The sequence below is a fragment of the Streptomyces sp. NPDC088746 genome, from assembly GCF_044751065.1.
Classification (GTDB): domain Bacteria; phylum Actinomycetota; class Actinomycetes; order Streptomycetales; family Streptomycetaceae; genus Streptomyces.
Genome location: NZ_JBIVLA010000004.1, coordinates 43,492 through 63,234, shown reverse-complemented (window position 1 = coordinate 63,234; position 19,743 = coordinate 43,492). Strand labels below are relative to the sequence as shown.

Here is a 19,743-nt window from a genome sequence, read left to right as displayed (position 1 = left end):
CTACTCGGGGCTGCGCCGCCGGCGCGCGCGCTCGAACTCAGCAGCATCCGATATCCAAGAGCCGTGCTGTTCGAGTGCGGCGCAGCCGCCGCGGACGAAGGCGCTCACCAGGTTCCGGTACCCGCCGATCCCGTCGACCAGGCTGTACTCGACCCGGTACTCCGGATCCGACCCGCCGCCTTCACCCTCGTGCACCGTCGTGATCCGGGCGATGGAATCCGCGTAGAAGTGGAGCTGGATCCCCTCGCCCATCTCCTCGTCCTCGATGGTGAACACTTCGTTGTCCGAGGCAGAGCGATCGCCGACGAACTCCCAGAACTCCGCGGTGGCAGTGCGGGGATCGTCAGCGCTCCACTTCTTCTCGACGCCCTTGTCGTCGGTGAACGACAGGACCGTCTTCCTCGGACTCCTGCCGGAGTCGGCGTGGTCGCCGACAGCTTCCTCGTCATCCTCCATGGGCGTGCTCCTGGAGCGGTCCGCGGCCTCCGAGCACATCAGGAAGCTCACGGTACGCACCGCGTCATCGACGAGCTCGGGGTGTGCACGGCGCACGGCCGCGTCGACCGTGGCCGCCATCTGATCCCAGTCGCGCTTGTCCGTGGCGCGCTTGCCGCGCCGCGGATCGCGGCTGATGCGCATCGCGGCACACGCCTGCTCCGCGGTGGCGATCACACGCATGACCTGAGGCAGCAGCGCGGGGTCGACGGCATCGGGCATCCGGCCCGGAATCGTCGCGCCGTGCAGGTACTGGCCCGTGTACATCAGAACCGCGGCGTCGAGTGGACCGAGTACCACTCCGCGCTCGGCGCGACGGCGGTCCGCGTGGTACTTCTGAGCTCGTTTCCCGTTGGACGTCTCCGTCGCCGCGCGCATCGCCGCGCAGACCTGACCGCGCTCGAGCAGATCGATGTCGGCTCCATGGGCGATGAGCCGGCCCCTGTCCCACCGGATGCGCTGGAAGAGCGCGTCGACGTCTGCGGGCGGGGAGAGGAGGATCGGGTCCAGGAGCGCGACGGCAGCGTTCTCATCGAGCGGGCCCCGCGTTCCGGCGGCGTCGCACAGCGGAAGGACCGCACTCCACAGCATCAGGTGTCTGGCCAGGTCCTCCCGGATCACCGCAAGATGGGCTTCCTCGATCGAGAACCTGAACGTGCGAGGCTCGTGGTTGGCGTCGGCCCCGGCACCGAGCATCAGCTTCAGCTCACCGTCCTCGCGGATCACTTTCGGGATCCAGCCGCTCGTGCGTGCGAAAACGATGTCTTTCATGGACTCAGTCTTCCTCATCGGACGAGTGAGTACGAGATCGATCCCGCAGCGCCGTGCCGGATCCAGTCCGGCGGGGTCGTGAACCGAGGTCACCTGGCGACGGCGATGATCCTGCCGCGCATGCGCCCTCACGGGCCCGCGCAGGTACGCGGGCCCGCAGGATCCGGCCGGGCGGATCAGCAGTTCGGAACGCCGGGCAGCCAGCTGTCGGCCACGTCGATGAATATGTTGGAGATGTATCCGCCGTAGTCCGGCAGGTAGGACCACGCGTCGTTGCTGTGACCGTCGGCCTCGACGAGCTGGCCGTGGACCTGGCACTGCACGCGCACGGTCGTGGGGCCCGGGAGCTGGGCGACGCGGGTGGAGGCGCTGGTGGGCTGCTGACGGACGTTGACGGCGGTGCCCCAGGTCGGGAACGACGTGGTCGGAGCGCCGGTGCCGGTCCACAGGTAGGTGACGGTGACCCAGCCGTTGTCGTTCAGGCCGACGTTGTAGAACGTACCGTCCGCCAGGTCTATGCCGGCCGGGTTGAGCACCCGGCGACCCGACCCGTCCAGCCCGCCGTTGTAGCCGTTCTGGTAGGCCGCCTGCGCCTCGGGCCTGCCCTGCGGCAGGTCCTTGAAGCTCTCGCGGACGGACGACGGATTCCAGTAGTCGTCGCGGGTGTTCCACGGGCCGACGTCCCACACCGGCGCGGTCTCGCAGCGCACCGGTCCGCAGACGCGCACCGAGTACTGCCCGCTGCCCTTCGGGGAGAGTCCCCGTCGGGAGGGAAGCGCCACGAAGTGGTCGTTCGGGACGATCACGTGCCCGTTCGCCGTGGTGCCGCCCACCAGGCCCTCCCGGGTCGCGTAGACGCTGGTCGTCAAGGCCTCCGCGGCCTCGGCCTTCCTGGGTGTGCCGCCGAGTTCGGCACTCAGGCGCAGGGCGTTGACGGTCGGAGCGGTGCCGGTCGGCGTGGAGATCAGGGTGATCCGGGTCTGCACGCGTGTGACGGCCCGGGGGAGCAGGGCCGGGGCGTCGTCGCGCGCCTCGCGCCATTCCGTCCACCGGCCCAGCCCGTCGCGCCCGCGCACATCGACGGCGACCCGGGCTCCGGCGGGGACGGTGGCCTCGAGATCGGGGGTGACCACGTCGACGGCGCGGTCCAGTACGCGAACGGGCAGCACGGCCGTGCCCTGGCCACGGGTGGAGCGCGAGGAGGCAGGGGCCAGACCGGGATCGCGCAGGCGCAGACGGCCGTCCGTGCGGCTGACGTTGCTCGCGTCCGTCGTCGGCGCGGACAGGTCCGCCCGCCAGCTGATGCCCCCGAGCGGGGCTTCGCCGTTCCCGGCGTCGCGGGCGGCGGCAGGACCGGCGGTGAGTGTCAGACCCACGACGGCCAGCAGGGAGACGGCCACAGCCGTTCCTCGGCGGAGACGGACGGTGGGGGAGTTCGGTCTCTGATCGCGGCGCATGGCGCGCCTCCTTCTGTGGGGGTGGACAGGCGATTACGAGCAACGAGGCGCGCCCGGGAGCGTGTTGCCGGAAGAGATGACGTAGATGTTGGTGATCCAGCCGCCGTACTGGGGCAGATACGCCCACCAGTCGTTGACGTAGGGCGGGACCGAGACCTGCCCGCCCTGACGCTGGCACCCGACGAGGACGTCCACCCCGGCCGGCAGAGTCGTGAGGGCGGCGGAGGAAGTGGTGGCGGAGGCGCGGACACGGACACCACTGCCCCACGTGGCGAAGCGGGTGCCGGAGGGGCGGACGGCTCCGGGGACGTCCAGGGAGCCGGTGAGGGCGGTGACCTTGCTGTACGCGGTGCCGTACGGAGTGCCGTCGGGGTGCAGGGTGAGGACGGCGACCACCGTCCGGTCGTCGGGCCCCACGGTGCCGGTGGTGTGCAGAGCGTCGGACGTCAGATCCACCGCGGTGGCGGAGGCGCCCCCGGAGGGAGACGCATCGCTGGTGGAACTCATTCGGGATCCGGGCCCCTCTACGCCGTCTGCCGGAATGGACGTGCGGGGACCTGCGCCCGCGACGCGGCCGGGCGTGGGAGCCGGAGACCCGGCGGAGGAGGCGCAGCCCCCGGAGGCGAATCCGGACCAGCCCTGCTTGACCGCCCGCGGTCCGTCGAACGCGGACGGCAACCCGAACCCCTGGTCGAAGCCGTCGGCGGCACACCTCTCGGACCGGTGCAGGGCCCCCATGACGAGGTCCCGGACCGGGGTCGGTGCCGCGTCGAGGAGATAGCGGTAGACGCGGACGGTGTCGGCGGCGGTGGTCGCCGTGTAACCCCAGTAGCCCGGATAGGCAGCCGGTGGCGGGGCCGTACCGGTGAGCCCCAGACGGGGCACCATCCTGGAGACCACGGCGCTGCCGCCACCCGCGGACCAGTAGTGATTCGCGGCGGCGTCGTCACTCCTGCTCAGCATCGCCTCCAGCCGGTCGCGGTCCGCCTGCGGCAGCTCGTAGTCGGGCCCCCGGTTCCACACGAAGTCCAGTGCGAGCAGCAACTTGACCACGGATGCGGCACGGAACGCGCGGTCCGCCTGGAAGGACTCGGTGAAGCGGCCGGTGAGCCGGTCGAACACCGCGACGCCCGCCGTGACGTCAGCGGGGATGTCCACGACGGTGCGGGCCTCCGTTCCCCGCCCCTTCCCCTCGGCCTCGGATTCCCCCGTCGCGGGACCAGCGGGCGGGAGCACCACCGATGCGGCGGGGGAAGGACTGTAGCGAGCGGCGTCGGCGGCGTCGGCCGGCTCGACGGGTACGGCCAAGGCGGATCCGGTCAGCGCGAACAGTAGCCCGGCAGTGGTGAGAGCGGCGCCGAGAAGACACGGGCGGCGGGCAGCACGGAGCGAGGTCATGGGAGTTGGGGGCTCCTTCGGGGCACGGACGCGCCGGGGCCGACGGCCTGGGGACGCTGTGGCACGTGGAGCCACGGTGGTGGGACCGCGCGGGAGGCGCAAGCAATTCGTCCCTGCTCGAAGGAGCGCGGCGCACGCTTGTCAGCGATACGGGCCCTCGCTACGTTCCCGACGTCTCCCCGCGCCTCGGCCCGGCTCCGTCCGGGCCGCCTTCCCCACCAGGAGTATTCGTGAGGTTCCTCAGACGCCTTCCCGCTCTGTTCGTCGCCGCCTTGACGGCCCTGGCCGGACTGTCGGTCGCCCCGGCACAGGCGGGGGAGGCCGGTACGACGGCCGCGCCCGCCTTCAAGGCGCCCTACCCCTGCGGCCAGCGCTGGACGTACAGCCACCACTCGGCCGAAGTACGCAGGGCGCTGGACTTCGTGCGCTCCGACGGCGGTGCGACGGCGGGCACCCCGGTGCTCGCTTCGGCAGCCGGCACGGCGACCCGTTACTCGCAGCCCAGCGGTGCCGGCAACTACGTGGCCATCGACCACGGTGGCGGCTGGAAGACGTACTACTTCCACCTCTCCGCCTACTCCGTCCCCAGCGGAGCGTCCGTCGCCCAGGGGCAGCAGATCGGCGTCACCGGCAGCACCGGCAACTCCTCCGGGGCACACATCCACTACGAGCAACTGCTCAACGGGGTGGGGCAGAACATCGTCATCAACGGCGCCGCCCTCTCCTACCCCGGCAGCTACAACCAGGCGTACCTGAACAGCGACAACGGCTGCGGCGGCAGCGGCCTCCCCTTCAACACGTGGGGCAGCGGCGTGAACGTCCGTTCCGACGCCCGCGTCAGCGCGCCCGTCGTCACCACCCTCGCCGGCCCCACGGCTGTGCGCGTGCTGTGCCAGAAGCAGGGTGACACCGTCAACGCCGAGGGGTACAGCAACAACTGGTGGAGCAAGCTGCGTGACCAGAACGGCTTCATCAGCAACATCTACATCGATCACCCGGACGCCAAGCTGCCCGGTGTCCCGCTCTGCTGAGTCACCGCCAAGGCTCGTAGGTGGTCCGGCCGGCGCGCAGTTCCGGTCGGACCGCCGCACATTCCGGCCGGACCGACGCCGGGACGCACCAGTATTCTGGCATGCATGCGTCATTTCTGTGATGCGCGTAGAGTTCCGCTGAGCGGGCGTCACCGGCGCCCGTGACCACCGGGGGTGCGCGTGCTACGGGTGGACTTCACGAGCCAGGAACTGGCCCGCTTACGCGTCGCGTCCGGCGTGGACCCGCTCTGGGAGACCGCGCTGAGTCTGCACCTCCTGCAGAACCGCCAAGCACCGCTCACATTCGGGACATGGCGCCGGGAAGTGGGCGCTGCCCTGCGGCGGTCCGGCCTTGTCCCCGTGACACGCGCACTGACGCGACTCTGCCCGGACGGCTCCTACTTCCCCGACTTCCTCACGCCCGGCCGCGGGGACACGGATCTGGAGACCGGGCTCGACCGGCTGCTCACCACACCTCGACACCGCCTCCGCACCGAGATCGCCCGGCTCCACGCCCACACCGCAGGCCCGGTCCCGGCCGGCCTGCGCACGCTGGCCGACGGGCGCCCCGAAGCGCTGCGCCGCCTCGTAACGGCCCTGCGCGCCTACCACCAGGTCGCCGTCGAGCCCTACCTCACCGCGATGCGCGCGCAGGCGGCGGCCGACCGGACCGTACGCGCCCAAGCCGTCCTCAGCCACGGCGCGGAGGGCCTGCTCACCGGGTACGACCAACTGCCCGGATGGCGCTACCGGGAGGGGAGGCTGCGCGCCCCGTACCCTGTCCAGCGTGAACTGCGCCTGCGGGGCAGGACGCTGACGCTCGTGCCGGCCTTCTTCTGCGTGCGCGCCCCGCTCGCCCTCGTCGACGAGGAACTGCCGCCGGTCCTCGTCCACCCCCTCTCGCCCGCGCCCGGCTGGCTCGAACGCAGCCGCTCCGGCGGGGACGCCCCGGTGGCGCAGCTCATAGGCGCCTCCCGCGCCGAACTCCTCCGGATGCTGGACCGACCGATGACCACGATGGACATCGCCGCGGCGCTGCGCCTCGCGCCGTCGACGGCCAGCCGGCACGCAACCGTGCTCCGTGAGGCGGGACTGCTGCTCTCCCAGCGTCAGGGCGTGCGGGTGCTCCACCATCGGACGGTGCTCGGCCGGGCGGTGCTGGAGGGCGTACTGAAGTGAGCCGTCGTGCAGGCGGTCCGGAATCCGGTGCGGGGGAGGGGGGACGGGCGGAGCCGGGTTGAGCACCCGTCACCCCGACGTCCTTCAGTAGGCGTGTCCCATGTGGGCCAGAGCCTGCTTGAGCAGCACTCCGTGACCGCCCGGCATCTCGCTCTGCACAGCAGGTGAGGCCGCCTCCTGCGGGCTGAACCAGACCAGGTCCAGTGCGTCCTGCCGCGGGCGGCAGTCTCCGGCCACCGGTACGACGTACGCGAGGGACACCGCGTGCTGCCGCGGATCGTGGAACGGGGTGACCCCCGTGGTGGGGAAGTATTCGGCGACGGTGAAGGGCTGCAACGAGGCCGGGACACGCGGCAGGGCCACCGAACCGAGATCCTTCTCCAGGTGGCGCAGCAAGGCGTCACGGACCCGCTCGTGGTGCAGGACGCGGCCGGACACGAGGGCGCGACTGATGGTTCCGTCGGAGCCGATCCGGAGGAGCAGCCCGATGCTGGTGACGTCGCCGCTCTCGTCCACCCGCACAGGGACGGCCTCGACGTACAGGACGGGCATCCGGGCCCTGGCCATGTCCAGTTCGTCCGTGGTGAGCCAGCCGGGCGTGGTTTCCGTCATGTCAGACATCGCTTGATCATACTTACCCGGCTGGGATTCTGGTCGCATGTCCCACGGCCCGCTCGTCTCTGGTGATGAGGCGTGCGGGGTCATCACGGCTGCCCCCGGGCCACCGCCAGCAGGACCACGCCCAGGCCCGGTCCTCCACAGGGGGGCTCAGCCGTCGTCTCCAACGCCTCGATCGGGTGCGCTCATGTCCCCCGTGGCAGGAGTGCCGTCGGCGAGCCCGTAGCGCAAGTAGACGGTTCCTGTCGGACTGGCTACCGGAGGTGCGAGGAGCGCGACGTTGGTGGGCACCGCACCGTCGTCGAACACCTTCTTCCCGACGCCGAGCACGATCGGATGCAGCCAGAGGTCGAGACGGTCGAAGAGCTTCTCGCGTAGGAGGCTCTGGACGAGGTTCAGGCTCCCGACGACCTTCACGTGCTCGTGCCGCTCACGGACCTCGCGCACCGACTCGGCGAGGTCCGGGCCGAGCTGCGTGGACCCGGCCCACGCGAGGTCGGGCCTGCCGCGAGACGCCACGTACTTCGGGACGCTGTTGAAGAGCGTGGCGATCTCGTTGTCCTCGCCGCCCTCCTGGTGAGGCCAGTAGGCGGCGAAGATGTCGTACGTCCGCCGGCCGAGCAGAAGCGCGTCCGTGCCCTCGTACGCGGCACCGACCTGCGCCCCGGCGACCTCGTCCAGCAGGGGCGCCTGCCAGCCGCCGAACGGGAACCCCACCGGGTCCTCGTCAGGGCCGCCGGGCGCCTGCCCGACGAGGTCGAGGGTCGCGAACAGCTCAATGTGGATGAGTCCCATGGCTTACTCCCGATGAATCGTTTGTCTCCCTACAGAGGTAGACCCGCGGATGCCCGCAGGCTCATCGCCACGACGGAAAACGGTTCACTCTCCCGCCGGCCCACAGCGCTCACTCGACAGGTCGGGCCGGCGGGGACGCCACGCCCCCGCCCGCATGATCCCTTCTGCAGGGCTGGGCTCTCAGTCGTCGGCTATCTGCAGGGCCAGGGTGAAGTGCTCACCGTCCGTCCCCGCGAGCAGACGGTCGAACAGCGGGGTGAGTCCATTCACCGCGCCACATTCGGTGTCGTGGTTGGTCCACCACCTGGCCCCCGGTCCGAGCAGGGACACCACCCGGTCAGCCGCGCGCCCGGCGGTCTCGACAGGCTGGTGCCGGTGGCTCGGCCAGACCAGGTCGACGGTCGCGACCTGGGTCAGGAACGAGGCGGCTCCGTGCGTCTCCACCGCTTCCAGAGAGGCGCAGATCTCCGGGACGGACGGCGGGGAGTATTCGGGCAGGAAGCGCCGCCAGGCATCATCCGCTGCGATCGCGGCGAGCAGTGTGCGGATCCTGGCTGCCAGCTCCGGCAGACCGGGTTCCGGCTCGGTGAACCGCCCGGCCGCTACGTACACCCGCATCGGCGTGGACAGATCTGCCATGCCGGCTTCCAGCTCGGCCAGGACCTCCATGGACGTCACAGCATGATTCTGCCGTACACCCCAGCCCCTCGTCGCTCCGTACCATGGACGAACGATGCGGGGGAAGTCACAGCAACGCAGCGATACCCTCCCGGTTTTCGGGCAGCCCAGCCGCACGGAACCACAACATGTTCCCGCCGATGCCGCCCGTCGCCTCGTCGGTGTCCACGAAGGCCCGTAGCAGGGCGCGTTGGGCGAAGGTGAGCGGGTGGGCCGGGTCGTAGCCACCGGCAAAGGCTCTGAGCAGGATCGGCCCGCGTTCGAAGTCGACGACCGACGTGCCGCAGGCGGCCACGATGCCGATCGCCACCGGTGCCACCTCCTCGAATGACGCGGCCAGGGCGAGCGCGGACCGCAGCACGGTGAACCGGAACCACCCGTCGAGCCCGGGCAGCGGCTCGGGAAACCATCCGTCCGTCGTTCGGGGGTCCCGCAGGGCGTCGAGAAGGACGGCGAGAGCGCGTGCTCGATCAACATGGACGGGACCGAGCGCGGCACAGACCCGCACGGCCGGGTCGGAGTCGGCGAGCAGGTCGGAGGTGTCCACCTCCCACAGGCTGAGCGCCCGCGCCACACTCGCTCGCTCGCGTCGACCCGCCGCGGCGCCCAGGTGGGCCCGCAGCAGCGCGGCGGCCGGCGGCACCCGGCCGGCGAGCCCTGGGGCGAGCAGAAGGGGCACTGCGGCGCCGCGCGCGGCCTCACGAACGTGGGGGTCGGGAGAGGAGAGGAACGGCTCGACGGCGTCGTACAGGGCGGGGCGTATCTCCCGGCACGCGTGCAGCGCGGCAAGCTCGTCCGGGTCGCGCTCGCGTCGTATCCCGTCGTGCCAGGGCGCCCACTGCCAGTCGGTTCGGTCGCGCACCAAGTCCTCCCCGTAGGCGGCCGACTCGGCCACCTGCCCCAGCCAGACGAGCAGGGCGGCCCGCAGGCTGCGGGGCGGCCCGTCGTCCCACGGGAAGTGCCCCTCGTGCTCCGCGAGGCCCATGGGGTGGTCGAGGATCGCGGCGACGAACAGCGCCGCCGGCGCCGTGACGGTGTACAGCGAGCCCTGGTGCAGCACGCCCATGTCCAACGCGGCCAACGCCACCGACCGCACCCCGGGATCCTCGTCCACGAGGGAGCACAGCGACACGGGTATATCCCCGGCGGGACCGTATGCGTGTCGGAGGGAACCCCAGTCCGTCACCGACAGCAATTCCCGGGCCACCGTGGGCAACCCGCTCAGAATTCGCTTCGCGCGCACACTTTCGCCGTCCGGCGATACGGAGTCGTCAGCCGTCACTGCTGGCTCCCCACACCGGAGCGGAGCACGAACGCCGCATTTCGCACATGGGCCAGAGCTATCTCCGTGTGCCGTTCGACGGCGAGGGGACGGCCGGTTGGCCCGAGTTCGAGGAGGGGGCGCTCGCCGACCGGGCGAGTGCGGGAGCACGAGCAGGTGAACCCTGGATCACTGGTCATGGTGCTGGAGCCTAGTGACGGCCTCTGACAGAACCTCAGGCTGGAGTCCCACCCACCGCCTTGGTGGGACCGCCAACCGGCGTGCTCAAGCGTCCACTCTCGGCATGGCCTGGTTCGGCGGCCGGCCCGCATGCCGACTGCCGCAAGTCCGTGGCAGAAGCCGCGTTCAGGTGAGGCGCCCGGCTCAGGCAGTCCGTCGTGCCGTGGTGAGGTTGGCGATGAGCTCGGCGCGGGTCTGGTGCTCGTGTGCGTTCCACGCGGGTTGGCCGGGACCGCTGCGCCATGACTCGCTGAGCGGGCTGTTGTCGACGGTGTCGAACCCGAACTGGTCGTACAGGCGTGTCGCGAGTTCCACCGCTTCCGGGAAGTTGCTGGAGGCCGACAGCGCGAGCCGGCCGGGTGTGCCCGCCGCTCTTCCCGCCGTGGTGATGCGGGGGGCTTGGATATGAGTGAAAGCCTTGACGACCTTGGATCGTGGCAGGTGCTCCTGACGGAGCTCGTGAACGGTCTTCTCGCCCGAGTCGATTGCCGGAATATGGCCGTCGCGCCAGATCATGTAGTTGTTCGTGTCCAGCACGATCTTTCCTGCCAGTTGCTGTACGGGCATATCGTTGATCAGTTTGAGAGGTACCGCCACGACGACGAACTCTCCGGCGGCGGCGGCTCCGGCAGCGGTTGCGGCGTGCGCCGACGGACCCAGCTCGTCGATGAGACCGTTCAAGGTCCCGGGGCCTCGTGAATTGGCGATGACGACGTCGTAGCCGTTCACGATCGCCGCGCGCGCGATCTGACTGCCGACTTCGCCTGCACCGATGATGCCGATCACAGTCATGGTCCCTCGTTCCTGTGTCTGGCGGGGCGGCTGTGGCCGGCAGGCAGCGCAGCGTCGCTCGCGGGTCGCGGACGGCCGGGCGAGGCTCCTCCCTACCCGGCCGTCCGGCCGCGGTCCGCCGGGCAGGACACCGTGCCACCCTGACCACGGCCGTGCCGATCCCCGGGACTGCTCCGGTGCGCTGACGTGCCACCCGGCCGGCCGGGCGCAGCCGTCTTCGTGCTCAGATCTGGTTCAGGCCGCCGTCGACGTACAGGCTCGAACCCGTGATGAAGCTGCTCTGCTCGGAGGCGAGGAAAGCCACGGCGGCGGCGATCTCCTCCGGGCGAGCCAGTCGACCGAGCGGGACTTGCGCCGCCAGCTGCTGCCGCAGACCGGCGGCCTGCTCCGGATCGGGAGCGAGTCCCGACAGGCCAGGGGTGTCGGTCGGGCCGGGCGTGACGGCGTTGACCCGGATCCTGCGGCCCTTGAGCTCATTGGCCCAGGTCCGGGCGAAAGACCGGGTGGCGGCCTTGGAAGCCGCGTACACCCCGAACGCCTCCGCACCGACGTCCACGTTGGTGGAACCGTTCAGGATCACCGAGGCGCCGTCGTTGAGCAGAGGCAGCGCCTTCTGGACGGTGAACAGTGTGCCCCTGACGTTGATCCCGAAGAGCGTGTCGAAGTGCTCCTCCGTGATCTGCTCCAACGGGACGAACGCGGCAACGGAGGCGTTCGCGAACAGGACGTCCAGACCCTGCCCCCGGTTCTGGACCGCCTCGTAGAGCCGGTCCAGATCGGCCAGGTCCGCGATGTCGCCGATCACACCCGTCGCCGAGCCGATCGTCTCGACGGCCGCGTCGAGTTCCGCCCTGCGCCGGCCGGTGATGAACACGTGCGCCCCCTCGGCAGCCAGCCGCACAGCGCTGGCCAGGCCGATACCAGTGCTGCCCCCGGTGACGAGAGCGGTCTTTCCTTCCAACAGTCCCACGGCAGTAACCTCCCTAGAGTTCCGCATCGATCGATGCGGAAGTCGAACCGTAGCACTTCTGCATCGTTCGATGCGGAAGGTAGTCTGTGGGGGTGGGCACCAAACAGAGCCGCTCCATCGGCCGACCGCGGGGATTCGACACCGAAGAAGCACTTGAGCGCGCCATGCTGGTCTTCTGGGAGCACGGCTACGAGGGCGCCAGTCTGGCCACCCTCACCGACGCGATGGGCATCTCCACCACCAGCATGTACGCGGCCTTCGGCAACAAGGAGGAGCTCTTCCGCAAGGCTCTGGAGCGCTACACCGAAGGCCCGAGCGCATACCTGGACCGCGCCCTCAGGGAACCGACCGCCCTCGGCTCCGTCACCGCGATCCTGACCGGCACCATCCTGACCACCACAAGCCCGGCCCACCCCCGCGGTTGCATGGGAGTCCAGAGCGCCCTGGCCGCCGGTGACTCCGGACGGACCGTCCGTGACCTGCTCGCCGCCTGGCGAAACAACGGCTGCTCCTCCCTGCGGCAGAGGTTCGAGCGAGCCGTGGACGACGGTGACCTGCCTCCGCAGGCAGACCCGGCGCTCCTGGCCCGCTACGTCACCACCCTGGCCTTCGGCATCGCCGTGCAAGCGGCGAGCGGCGTCAGCCGCGCAGAACTCCAGGCGATGGCGGACGCCGCGCTACGCAACTGGCCACTCTGCTGAGTGCCGTCAGGCATCGGACACGTAGCACCTCCACAGCCAACGTCTGCCGTGCGCTGGGCGATGCGGCCGATGGCGCACAGGTGCCGCAGGCAACTCGGGGAGCTGGAAGGAGTACCGGCCGAGCGGAGCGCGCATCGTCGCTCACCGGGGCGTACTCGCCCCGGAACGCCCCAGGATTTCACTCGAAGGTGTACGCAGTGGACGGGTGACCGACGCGCCCGTCGGATTCCCGTCCCAGGGGCTCAGCCGCAGCCGTGCTCCACGTGATCGGTGAAGGAGCTCAGCAGGCCACCAGCCTGGCCGCGTCCGCGGTGAAGACGGCCCGCCCGGCGGCGATCCGGCGGTCCCGGTCGGGGCCGGGGCGCACCAGCCGGTCCAGCGAGCTGAGCAGCGTGATGTCGTCGGCGACATGCTCGGTGATGCCCGCATCGGCCATCTCGCTCACGCCCTCCGCCCCATGGCCGGGTATCGGCCGGTATCCGACGACCGGCACCCCGGAGGCCAGGGCCTGCACGGCCGTCTGTCCCGCAGCGTTGTCGACCAGCGCGCTGGATACCGCCATCAGGTCGGGCAGGTCCTCGATCCAGCCCAGCGCGAGGACGCCGGGGAGCCCCGAGGCTCGGGCCCGCAGCTTTTCGTCCCTGCCGCACAGGAGCACCGGCAGGTGGCCTGCCCCGGCGAGCAGGAGCGCGGTGTCGGTCAGCCTCTGGCCCACACCCCAGGCCCCGGCCGACACCAGCACGGCAGGCCGGCCTGGGCCACGCCGAGCCAACTCCCGCGCCCAGCGGGTCGGCGGTCGGCCCGTGTCTGTGTGGCCGGCCTCGGCGAAGGCCGCGGGTACGACTGGTCCGCACACCTTTGCCGGGCGTCCGGTCGCGGCGCGCACTCGTGCCGCGGCGGCGCCCGTAAGACACAGGTACAGGTCGTTGCCCGGGTGGAGCCACTGCCGGTGCACGGCGAAATCGGTGACCACGACCGTGCTGGGTGGGCAGTCCCCATGGGCGGCCCGCAGCCGCCCTGTGACCTGAGCGGCCTGGTGGAAGGTGGAGACGAGCGCGTCCGGGCGCCAGCGGTCGACGACGTGGCGAAGGCGGGGCTCAAGGACGGCGGCCAGCGGGCCGGTGCCCGGCGCCCAGCCGTTCCGCCCGACGGGGGCCCCACGGTCGCGGAAGAACGCCGTGTAGACCGCTTGGTAGGCCCACGGGCACCGATGGAGCGCCGTACGGTAGGCGGCGCGCAGCCCGCGGCCGGCACCGGGGGGCAGCAGGTTCAGGAGGTCCACGCAGGCGGTCCGGTGGCCGTCCGCCCGCAGGCGTCCGGCCAGCTCGGCAGCGACGGCGTCGTGACCGGCACCCATGCTTGCGCTGACTATCAGAAACCTACCCATTCCTGAATGTTCTCGGAGGAAGGCCGGTGTGCCAAACCCGCACCGGGTACGCCGTTAGGCCAGTGAGGCCATGCGCGTTTGCCCGTGCGCCGGTTGCATGAAGGATGACTCAGTACGGTCCGGTGCAGGCTGGCTCGGAAAGGAGCTCAGCACGTCGGCGGCCACGAAGGACGGAAGGCCCATGCGCGCGAGCCCCCCACCCCGCGGTAACCCCGCAGTCGAAGCCGACGTGTCGCCGTCGGCCGCGGCCGGCCAGGCTGCCCGCAGCCGGCGGAAGGTCGTGCTGATCACCGGTGCCTCCTCCGGTATTGGCGCCGAAGTCGCTTCCCGGCTGTCGGCGACCGGCCGGTGGGAGCTGCTGCTCAGCGGACGGGACGAGGAGCGGCTCGGCGAGGTCGCCGCCCGCACCGCCGGTACCTCGCTGCCGATGGACCTGGCTTCCCAGGAGGGCTGCCGAAAGCTGGCCGAGGCGGCCCTGGCGCACAGCGGCAGGGTCGACGCACTCGTCGCTGCAGCGGGGCTCGGCTGGGCGGGCGCCTACACCGACATGACACCTGCTGCAGTGAATCGTCTGGTGAGCGTCAACGTCTGCGCCGTCCTCCACCTCGTCAGCATGGTGCTGCCGCAGATGGTGTCCCGCGGGTCGGGGCGGCTGGTGCTGATCGGCTCGGTGGCCGGGCGGTTCGGCGTGCGGGGCGAGGCGGCATACTCGGCGACGAAGGGCGCGCTGATCCCCTTCGCGGAGAGCCTGCGATACGAACTCCAGGGCACAGGCGTCCAACTCTGCCTGGTACTGCCGGGCCCCGTCGACACACCGTTCTTCGCCCACCGTGACGCCCCGTACACGCGCTCCTGGCCCCGGCCGGTACCAGTCGGGCGGGTAGCGGCAGCAGTGGAGCAAGCACTGGCCGGGGGCCGGGACGAGATCACCGTGCCGCGCTGGCTGGGCGTCCCCGGCCGAGTGCAGGGCATGGCCCCGCACCTCTTTCGCAGGCTGGCCATGCGCTTTGGCTGACCGGCTTCCGAACAGTGGAACGAATGCGGGGTCGTGACACGTGATCGTCCTTTCCGTGGCTCTGGCGCTTTTCGCCGCGCTCGGGAACGCGGCTGCCTCCGTACTGCAGCGACGCGCCGCAGTGGTCGACCTGCCCGACGCCTCCGGCGGCAGCCTCGTCGACCGGTTCGGCTTCGTCCGCCGTCCGGCCTGGCGCTGGGGGGCGGGACTGCTGGTCGTCTCCGGGGTCGCGCAGGCCCTCGCCCTGGCGACCGGTCCACTGTCAGTGGTTCAGCCGGTGATGGCGACGGAGCTGTTGTTCACGCTGGTGCTGGCTGCTGTCGCGTTCCGCTGGCCGCCCGGGACCCAGACCTGGGTGGCGTTCTTCGGTATGGCGCTGGGTCTGGCAGTGTTCCTTCTCCTGGCCGATCCGGCGGGCGGCGTGGAGACCGTTCCTCCGAAGAGGTGGCTCATCAGCGCCGTGCCCGCCGTTGCCGTCTCGATCGTGCTGGTCGTCGTGGGCACGAGGCTGCGGGGCTCGGCTCGGGCAGCGTTGCTGGGGTCGGTGACAGCCATCGGCTTCTCCTTCACTGCGGCCCTGATCAAGGACGTGCTCGGTCTGGTGCCGGGCGGTCTCGGGGACCTGTTCACCACGTGGCAGATCTACGCGGCCGCAGCCGTCGGCCTGGGCTCCTTCCTGATGCTGCAGGCCACGCTGCGGGCCGGCTCCCTGGCGGCGTCGCAGCCCGCGCTCACCCTCGGCGACTCGCTGCTGAGCGTCGTGTTGGGCGTGTCGTTGTTCGAGGAGCGGATCTCTCTTGGCTGGAGGGTGTTGCCGGAAGTGGCATCGCTCGGGCTCATCGCATTCGCCTGTGTGCGTCTGAGCACGTCACCTTTGGTCTCGGGCAAGGAGGCGCAGCGATGGTGAGACGACCTGCCTCGGAGAGTGCGGGCGTTGTGTCCGCAGCCGCGGCCGGTGCGCTGGCCGCGGCTGCCGTGTGGCACGTGGGCCCCGCCGCCACCTGGCTGCCACCTGTACGGAGGATCCTCTGCCCCGCGCTGGACGGCCGAGGCCGTCCCGACCACGTGGCGCTGACATTCGACGACGGGCCGGACCCGGCCAGTACTCCGTACTTCATGCGCGTGCTCGCCGAGCACGACGTGCGGGCCACGTTCTTCCTCGTCGGCGCTTCGCTGCAACGCTGTCCGGCCCTGGGCCGGGCGCTTGTGGCCGGTGGGCACGAGGTCGCCGTGCACGGCTGGCAGCACGACCGCCCCTGGCTGCCCGCGCCGTTGCGCGACGCGCGGGAAGTGGCGCGAGCCGCCGACTCGGTACGGCGGATCTGCGGGACGGCACCGCAGTGGTACCGGCCGCCCTACGGCATCCTCACCGGCGGTCGACTGGCTGCTGCCCGCCGCGCTGGGCTGCGACCCGTGTTGTGGTCGACGTGGGGCAGGGACTGGACGGAAAACGCTGATGCCCGCTCAGTGAAGGCATCGGTCCTCAGGGATCTGACCGGCGGTGGCACCGTGCTGCTGCACGACGCGGGCGGGTGGAGCGCCCCCGGCGCGTGGCGGGCCACGCTGGGCGCGCTGCCCGGCCTGCTCGCCGAGTGCCGTCGGCTCGGCCTGAGAGTAGGCCCGCTGGGCGAGCACGGCATCGGACACAAGGATGCGCTCCGGCGCCCCCCTTTGTTCCGGCCCCGGTTCTAGAGGGCCGTTCGTCCTGCTGCTCAGATACGCCGCGCCGTGCCGGGCAATTACGCGCACTGTGCTGGGCTCGGCCTGCATCGCTGGTTCCTCCGGCTCATAGCGTTGCAGGGCCTTCGGGTGCATCTCACGCCAGCTCAACTTGACCGTACGGTTGACCGTAGGTCGCGAGGTATGGCGCCAGGGAAAGGAGTGGCCCCTATGCCCCAAGGGATCGCTGTACTCGGCGCGGGTACGCGTCTTGGTGCCTCGGTGGGCCGCTTCGGGCGGAAGGCCTCTTTGTCGCAGCTATTCGTGATCGCTGCCCGTGCCGGGCTCAGGCCATGCTCTGGACGGCGTACAGGGCGCCGAGGGCGGCGGCGAGGGCGCCGAGCAGGAGCCGGAGTGCGGTCTCGGGCAGGCGGGGTTGGAGCCGCGCGCCGAGGTAGCCGCCGATGAGTCCGCCCGCGCCGCTGGCCAGGCCCAGCCACCAGTCGGGCGCGACGGGCCCGGGGCTCGCAAAGGCCAGCACGGTGTAGGTGGCGGCGCCGGCCAGCGACGTGGTGAAGGTCGCGGCGAGGGTGGCCGGTGCGATGCGGGCCAGGGGCATGCCGCGCGCGGCGAGGACGGGGCCGAGCAGGGAACCGCCGCCGATTCCGTAGATCCCGCCCACCAACCCCACGGTCAGGGCGAGGGCGGCGAGTGCGGGCGCCGACGGTACCGCAGCGTCGGGTCGCGTGCGTGCGGGGCGCAGGGTGCGCAGACACAGCCAGGTGCCGAGGGGCAGGAGGAAGGCGGCGACCAGGAGGCGGAAGACGTCGGGGCCGGGGAGGGCGAAGACGCGGATGGCGGCGCCGGCGATGACGCCGGGCAGCGTCCAGGCGACGAGGCGTCGGGCCAGGCTGCCGCGCAGGGCGCCGTTACGGCGGTAGCGCCACAGGGCGCCTGGCCCGGCGACCACGTTGAACAGCAGGTTCGTCGGTGTGACCGCAGGGCTGGGTACGCCGAGGAGGCTGAGCTGGACCGGGAGGAGGAAGACGGCTCCGGACACGCCGACCGGAGCGGTCACTGTCGAGATCAGCAGGCCGGCCGCGAAGCCGGCCCAGATCGTCCACTCCACTGCTGCCCCTGCCGTTCCTCGATCGCCCGGTCAGTATCGACGGAACGTGTGCAGGGAGCGCGAACCGGTAACGAGATGTTCACACAGCAGGTGCGGACCGGCTTGCAGCTGCTGCGTCCGGCTCCGCCGCGACGGCGCTGACGGGTGCCGGGGGAGCCCTGACCGGAGGAGGGGAATCCCTGCGGGCACTCGCACGCGCGGCTGACGACCGGCGTCAATTGGCCGACGACTTCACCCCGCCACGCGACAGCGACGAGAAGGACGGCAACGGTAAGCCAGCCCCCGGCCGCATCGACGAACCAGAAGCCGGGCTCGCCACGGTTACCACGGCGAGTGCCTGAAGCCGGATGCTCGTACCGAGCGGTGTGGAGGCGCTTGCGCGGCCGGTCGGCGGTCCAGTGGGTGAGCGGAGCTGCCGTCAGGCCGATGCAGAAGGCGTACACGGCGACCAGCAGCTCCACCCGTGATCACGCGACTCCCGGACCTTCGCTGATCGGTGTCGGCGGCGCGACCGGCAGCAGCTCTGCGAGGAGCGGTGCGCTCACGCCGAGGTGGCGGGGAGAGCGGCGAGGAACTCGCGGACGTGACGGAGCCAGGTCGCTCGGTCGGCCGCGTTCGGGACATGGGCGGCGCCGGGCAGTTCGATCAGCCGGGCGCCCGGTATGCCGGCCGCCAGGCGGTACGAGCTTTCGGGCAGCACCAGCCGGTCACCGGTCGGCACCACCACCAGGGTGGGAGCAGACACCTTCGCCAGGTCCGACCGTACGTCCACGCGGGACACCAGGTCGAAGTGATCCAACGTGCCCGGCGGCATCGCGGTCAGGGTCTGGGCGACTGATGCGTCGAGGTCGGCCGGTTCGAGGCCCGCCAGATCCACGGGGGACATGCAGGACAGGAGGGCGAGTCGTGCCAGGTCGTCCCACTGGCCTGCGGCCGCCAGGGACTTGATCAGCTGGGCGGTGAGCGCCAGTACGGGGTCAGCGGTAGGGAAGCCTGCGGTAAGGACGAGGGCCCGGACACGGTCGGGGTGCCGGGTGGCGATCCGGACGGCCACGGCGCTGCCGAGGGACTCTCCCAGAACGGCGAACGAGTCCTGACCCGTCACCACGGCGGCCGCGACCAGACGGTCGGCGAGGTCATCCAGATCCAGGGGTTCGACGGTCACGGCGGAGCCACCGGCCCCGGGGTAGTGCGGGCCGACGAGAGTGTGGTCCTGGGCGAGGTCGTCGAGGACGAAGCCGAAGTTCCCCTCGATGCCGCCGCCGGCGCCGTGCGCGAGCAGAAGAGCGGGGCCGCGCCCCCGCACGAGAACGTCGAGCTGAGAGGCGGGAAGCGTGTGATCAGTGGTCATGGCGCCGACGCTAAACTCCGACATCAGTGTCAGAGTCAAGTCGCGGCGCAGCAAGGGGAGCAGGAATGAGGCGAACGGCATGCGCATGAAGGAGATGGTGCGGCGTACCGGGGTCCATGAGCGGCTGCTCCGCTACTACGAACAGCAAGGACTCCTGACGCCGGACAGGATGCCCAGCGGCTACCGCGTCTACGGCGAGTCGGACGTCGAGACAGTGCGCCGCATTCGCTGTCTGCTGGCGGCAGGCCTGCCGACCGCTCTGATCGCCCAGGTCCTGCCGTGCATCCGGGCGGACGACGAGCACCTCGTGCCCACCTGCCCGGACCTGCTCGCCCAACTGCGCCACGAGGGCGAGCGCATCACCCGCGCCATCGAAGATCTCCAGGCGTCGCGCGCGCTCCTCGACACCATCATCACCGCCGCGCCCTGAAGGGCGCCGAGACACTGAGGCGGCCTCATCCGCCCCCCGGAGAGCTCTTCGCCGCTTCTGCGGCGGTGGGGCATCACCAGCCAACCGTGCGGGGGTAGCGGCCGTCGGCGATGGTCATCGCCTTGCCGACGGCGGCCTTCGCTCCGGATTCCGCCCCTGCTGTGCAGTCGTTGCGGTTGCCGGGCATGGGATCACCGACCACGACAGCGTCCAACCGCCTCCCTGCGCGGCTCGAACGCTGCCCGCTTTCTCCGCTGGAGCGGCAAGGGCGCCTCCAGTGCACGGGGGTGATCGCCGAGCGGCAGTCCTGCATGCGCCATGTCGGGCGAGTGACGTGGCCGGCAGCGTTCGCCCCGTTCGCGACACCCGGCACGCACACCCACCGC

At 71.0% G+C, this 19,743-nt stretch carries 19 protein-coding genes and 1 pseudogene; 7 read left to right on the top strand and 13 right to left on the bottom strand.

Features of this window, described 5'->3' with window-relative positions:
- The 3 genes from ACIP63_RS19200 to ACIP63_RS19190 all read right to left on the bottom strand — a co-directional run bounded on the left by ACIP63_RS19200 (position 1) and on the right by ACIP63_RS19190 (position 4,121).
- Entirely contained in the window at positions 1-1,266 is a 1,266-nt protein-coding gene (locus ACIP63_RS19200) for a DUF6357 family protein (protein ID WP_401517059.1), read from the bottom strand.
- 176 nt (positions 1,267-1,442) lie between these two features.
- On the bottom strand, positions 1,443-2,666 hold the full coding sequence (locus ACIP63_RS19195; protein WP_401517057.1) for a hypothetical protein: 1,224 nt from the start codon (positions 2,664-2,666) through the stop codon (positions 1,443-1,445).
- Positions 2,667-2,756: 90 nt separating this feature from the next.
- Positions 2,757-4,121, bottom strand: a complete 1,365-nt coding sequence (locus ACIP63_RS19190) for a hypothetical protein (RefSeq protein ID WP_401517055.1) — start codon at positions 4,119-4,121, stop codon at positions 2,757-2,759.
- 230 nt (positions 4,122-4,351) lie between these two features.
- Here ACIP63_RS19190 and ACIP63_RS19185 point away from each other — a divergent pair, with 230 nt between their 5' ends.
- Positions 4,352-5,152, top strand: coding sequence for a peptidoglycan DD-metalloendopeptidase family protein (locus ACIP63_RS19185; protein ID WP_401517054.1), 801 nt, complete (start codon positions 4,352-4,354; stop codon positions 5,150-5,152).
- A gap of 360 nt (positions 5,153-5,512) precedes the next feature.
- Positions 5,513-6,331, top strand: coding sequence for an ArsR/SmtB family transcription factor (locus ACIP63_RS19180; protein ID WP_401517052.1), 819 nt, complete (start codon positions 5,513-5,515; stop codon positions 6,329-6,331).
- Positions 6,332-6,415: 84 nt separating this feature from the next.
- Here the strand turns inward: ACIP63_RS19180 and ACIP63_RS19175 are convergent, their stop codons facing one another.
- From ACIP63_RS19175 to ACIP63_RS19150, 6 genes are all read right to left on the bottom strand, one after another.
- A complete protein-coding gene (locus ACIP63_RS19175; protein ID WP_401517051.1) occupies positions 6,416-6,952 on the bottom strand; it encodes an NUDIX hydrolase family protein in 537 nt (178 codons plus the stop codon).
- 147 nt (positions 6,953-7,099) lie between these two features.
- Positions 7,100-7,744, bottom strand: coding sequence for a dihydrofolate reductase family protein (locus ACIP63_RS19170; RefSeq protein ID WP_401517049.1), 645 nt, complete (start codon positions 7,742-7,744; stop codon positions 7,100-7,102).
- 180 nt (positions 7,745-7,924) lie between these two features.
- Positions 7,925-8,413, bottom strand: a complete 489-nt coding sequence (locus ACIP63_RS19165; protein ID WP_401518243.1) for a hypothetical protein — start codon at positions 8,411-8,413, stop codon at positions 7,925-7,927.
- Between the two features lie 76 nt (positions 8,414-8,489).
- Positions 8,490-9,554, bottom strand: a complete 1,065-nt coding sequence (locus tag ACIP63_RS19160) for a hypothetical protein (RefSeq protein ID WP_401517047.1) — start codon at positions 9,552-9,554, stop codon at positions 8,490-8,492.
- A gap of 513 nt (positions 9,555-10,067) precedes the next feature.
- Positions 10,068-10,715 (bottom strand): NADPH-dependent F420 reductase, encoded by a 648-nt coding sequence (locus ACIP63_RS19155; RefSeq protein ID WP_401517046.1) that lies wholly within the window; start codon positions 10,713-10,715, stop codon positions 10,068-10,070.
- A gap of 223 nt (positions 10,716-10,938) precedes the next feature.
- Positions 10,939-11,685 carry an SDR family oxidoreductase gene (locus ACIP63_RS19150; protein WP_401517045.1) on the bottom strand — a complete coding sequence of 249 codons (747 nt, stop codon included), beginning with the start codon at positions 11,683-11,685 and terminating at the stop codon, positions 10,939-10,941.
- 92 nt (positions 11,686-11,777) lie between these two features.
- On the opposite strand from ACIP63_RS19150, the gene ACIP63_RS19145 reads away from it, so the two are divergent.
- The gene (locus tag ACIP63_RS19145; RefSeq protein ID WP_401517044.1) at positions 11,778-12,386 is read left to right on the top strand and encodes a TetR/AcrR family transcriptional regulator; all 609 of its coding nucleotides are present in this window, start codon (positions 11,778-11,780) and stop codon (positions 12,384-12,386) included.
- Positions 12,387-12,666: 280 nt separating this feature from the next.
- On the opposite strand, the gene ACIP63_RS19140 is transcribed toward ACIP63_RS19145, so the two are convergent.
- Complete coding sequence (locus ACIP63_RS19140) at positions 12,667-13,773, bottom strand: galactosyldiacylglycerol synthase (RefSeq protein ID WP_401517042.1); 1,107 nt, start codon at positions 13,771-13,773, stop codon at positions 12,667-12,669.
- A 181-nt stretch (positions 13,774-13,954) separates the two neighbouring features.
- On the opposite strand from ACIP63_RS19140, the gene ACIP63_RS19135 reads away from it, so the two are divergent.
- The 3 genes from ACIP63_RS19135 to ACIP63_RS19125 are packed head-to-tail and all read left to right on the top strand — an operon-like array spanning position 13,955 to position 16,480.
- On the top strand, positions 13,955-14,788 hold the full coding sequence (locus ACIP63_RS19135; RefSeq protein WP_401517040.1) for an SDR family NAD(P)-dependent oxidoreductase: 834 nt from the start codon (positions 13,955-13,957) through the stop codon (positions 14,786-14,788).
- Between the two features lie 40 nt (positions 14,789-14,828).
- Positions 14,829-15,695 carry a DMT family transporter gene (locus ACIP63_RS19130; RefSeq protein WP_401517038.1) on the top strand — a complete coding sequence of 289 codons (867 nt, stop codon included), beginning with the start codon at positions 14,829-14,831 and terminating at the stop codon, positions 15,693-15,695.
- Positions 15,689-16,480: a polysaccharide deacetylase family protein gene (locus tag ACIP63_RS19125; protein ID WP_401517036.1), complete on the top strand. Its 792-nt coding sequence runs from the start codon at positions 15,689-15,691 to the stop codon at positions 16,478-16,480. The genes ACIP63_RS19130 and ACIP63_RS19125 overlap by 7 nt, the downstream gene beginning before the upstream one ends.
- Before the next feature lie 313 nt (positions 16,481-16,793).
- On the opposite strand, the gene ACIP63_RS19120 is transcribed toward ACIP63_RS19125, so the two are convergent.
- Together ACIP63_RS19120 and ACIP63_RS19115 are read right to left on the bottom strand one after the other, a co-directional pair.
- Positions 16,794-17,576, bottom strand: a complete 783-nt coding sequence (locus tag ACIP63_RS19120) for a sulfite exporter TauE/SafE family protein (protein WP_401517034.1) — start codon at positions 17,574-17,576, stop codon at positions 16,794-16,796.
- Positions 17,577-18,117: 541 nt separating this feature from the next.
- Positions 18,118-18,927 carry an alpha/beta fold hydrolase gene (locus ACIP63_RS19115; RefSeq protein ID WP_401517032.1) on the bottom strand — a complete coding sequence of 270 codons (810 nt, stop codon included), beginning with the start codon at positions 18,925-18,927 and terminating at the stop codon, positions 18,118-18,120.
- 79 nt (positions 18,928-19,006) lie between these two features.
- Here ACIP63_RS19115 and ACIP63_RS19110 point away from each other — a divergent pair, with 79 nt between their 5' ends.
- Positions 19,007-19,357, top strand: coding sequence for a MerR family transcriptional regulator (locus ACIP63_RS19110; RefSeq protein WP_401517030.1), 351 nt, complete (start codon positions 19,007-19,009; stop codon positions 19,355-19,357).
- Positions 19,358-19,404: 47 nt separating this feature from the next.
- Here the strand turns inward: ACIP63_RS19110 and ACIP63_RS19105 are convergent.
- Positions 19,405-19,562 (bottom strand): annotated as a pseudogene (locus tag ACIP63_RS19105) (IS5/IS1182 family transposase); the annotation flags it as partial.
- Between the last annotated feature and the right edge of the window lie 181 nt (positions 19,563-19,743).

Bases quoted from the DNA above. Each gene is read 5' to 3' on its own strand.
- ACIP63_RS19155 (WP_401517046.1), bottom strand. From the start codon at position 10,715: ATGACTGTGATCGGCATCATCGGTGCAGGCGAAGTCGGCAGTCAGATC.
- ACIP63_RS19175 (WP_401517051.1), bottom strand. From the start codon at position 6,952: ATGTCTGACATGACGGAAACCACGCCCGGCTGGCTCACCACGGACGAA.
- ACIP63_RS19115 (WP_401517032.1), bottom strand. From the start codon at position 18,927: ATGACCACTGATCACACGCTTCCCGCCTCTCAGCTCGACGTTCTCGTG.
- ACIP63_RS19190 (WP_401517055.1), bottom strand. From the start codon at position 4,121: ATGACCTCGCTCCGTGCTGCCCGCCGCCCGTGTCTTCTCGGCGCCGCT.
- ACIP63_RS19165 (WP_401518243.1), bottom strand. From the start codon at position 8,413: ATGGAGGTCCTGGCCGAGCTGGAAGCCGGCATGGCAGATCTGTCCACG.
- ACIP63_RS19170 (WP_401517049.1), bottom strand. From the start codon at position 7,744: ATGGGACTCATCCACATTGAGCTGTTCGCGACCCTCGACCTCGTCGGG.
- ACIP63_RS19140 (WP_401517042.1), bottom strand. From the start codon at position 13,773: ATGGGTAGGTTTCTGATAGTCAGCGCAAGCATGGGTGCCGGTCACGAC.
- ACIP63_RS19135 (WP_401517040.1), top strand. From the start codon at position 13,955: ATGCGCGCGAGCCCCCCACCCCGCGGTAACCCCGCAGTCGAAGCCGAC.
- ACIP63_RS19110 (WP_401517030.1), top strand. From the start codon at position 19,007: ATGCGCATGAAGGAGATGGTGCGGCGTACCGGGGTCCATGAGCGGCTG.
- ACIP63_RS19125 (WP_401517036.1), top strand. From the start codon at position 15,689: ATGGTGAGACGACCTGCCTCGGAGAGTGCGGGCGTTGTGTCCGCAGCC.
- ACIP63_RS19200 (WP_401517059.1), bottom strand. From the start codon at position 1,266: ATGAAAGACATCGTTTTCGCACGCACGAGCGGCTGGATCCCGAAAGTG.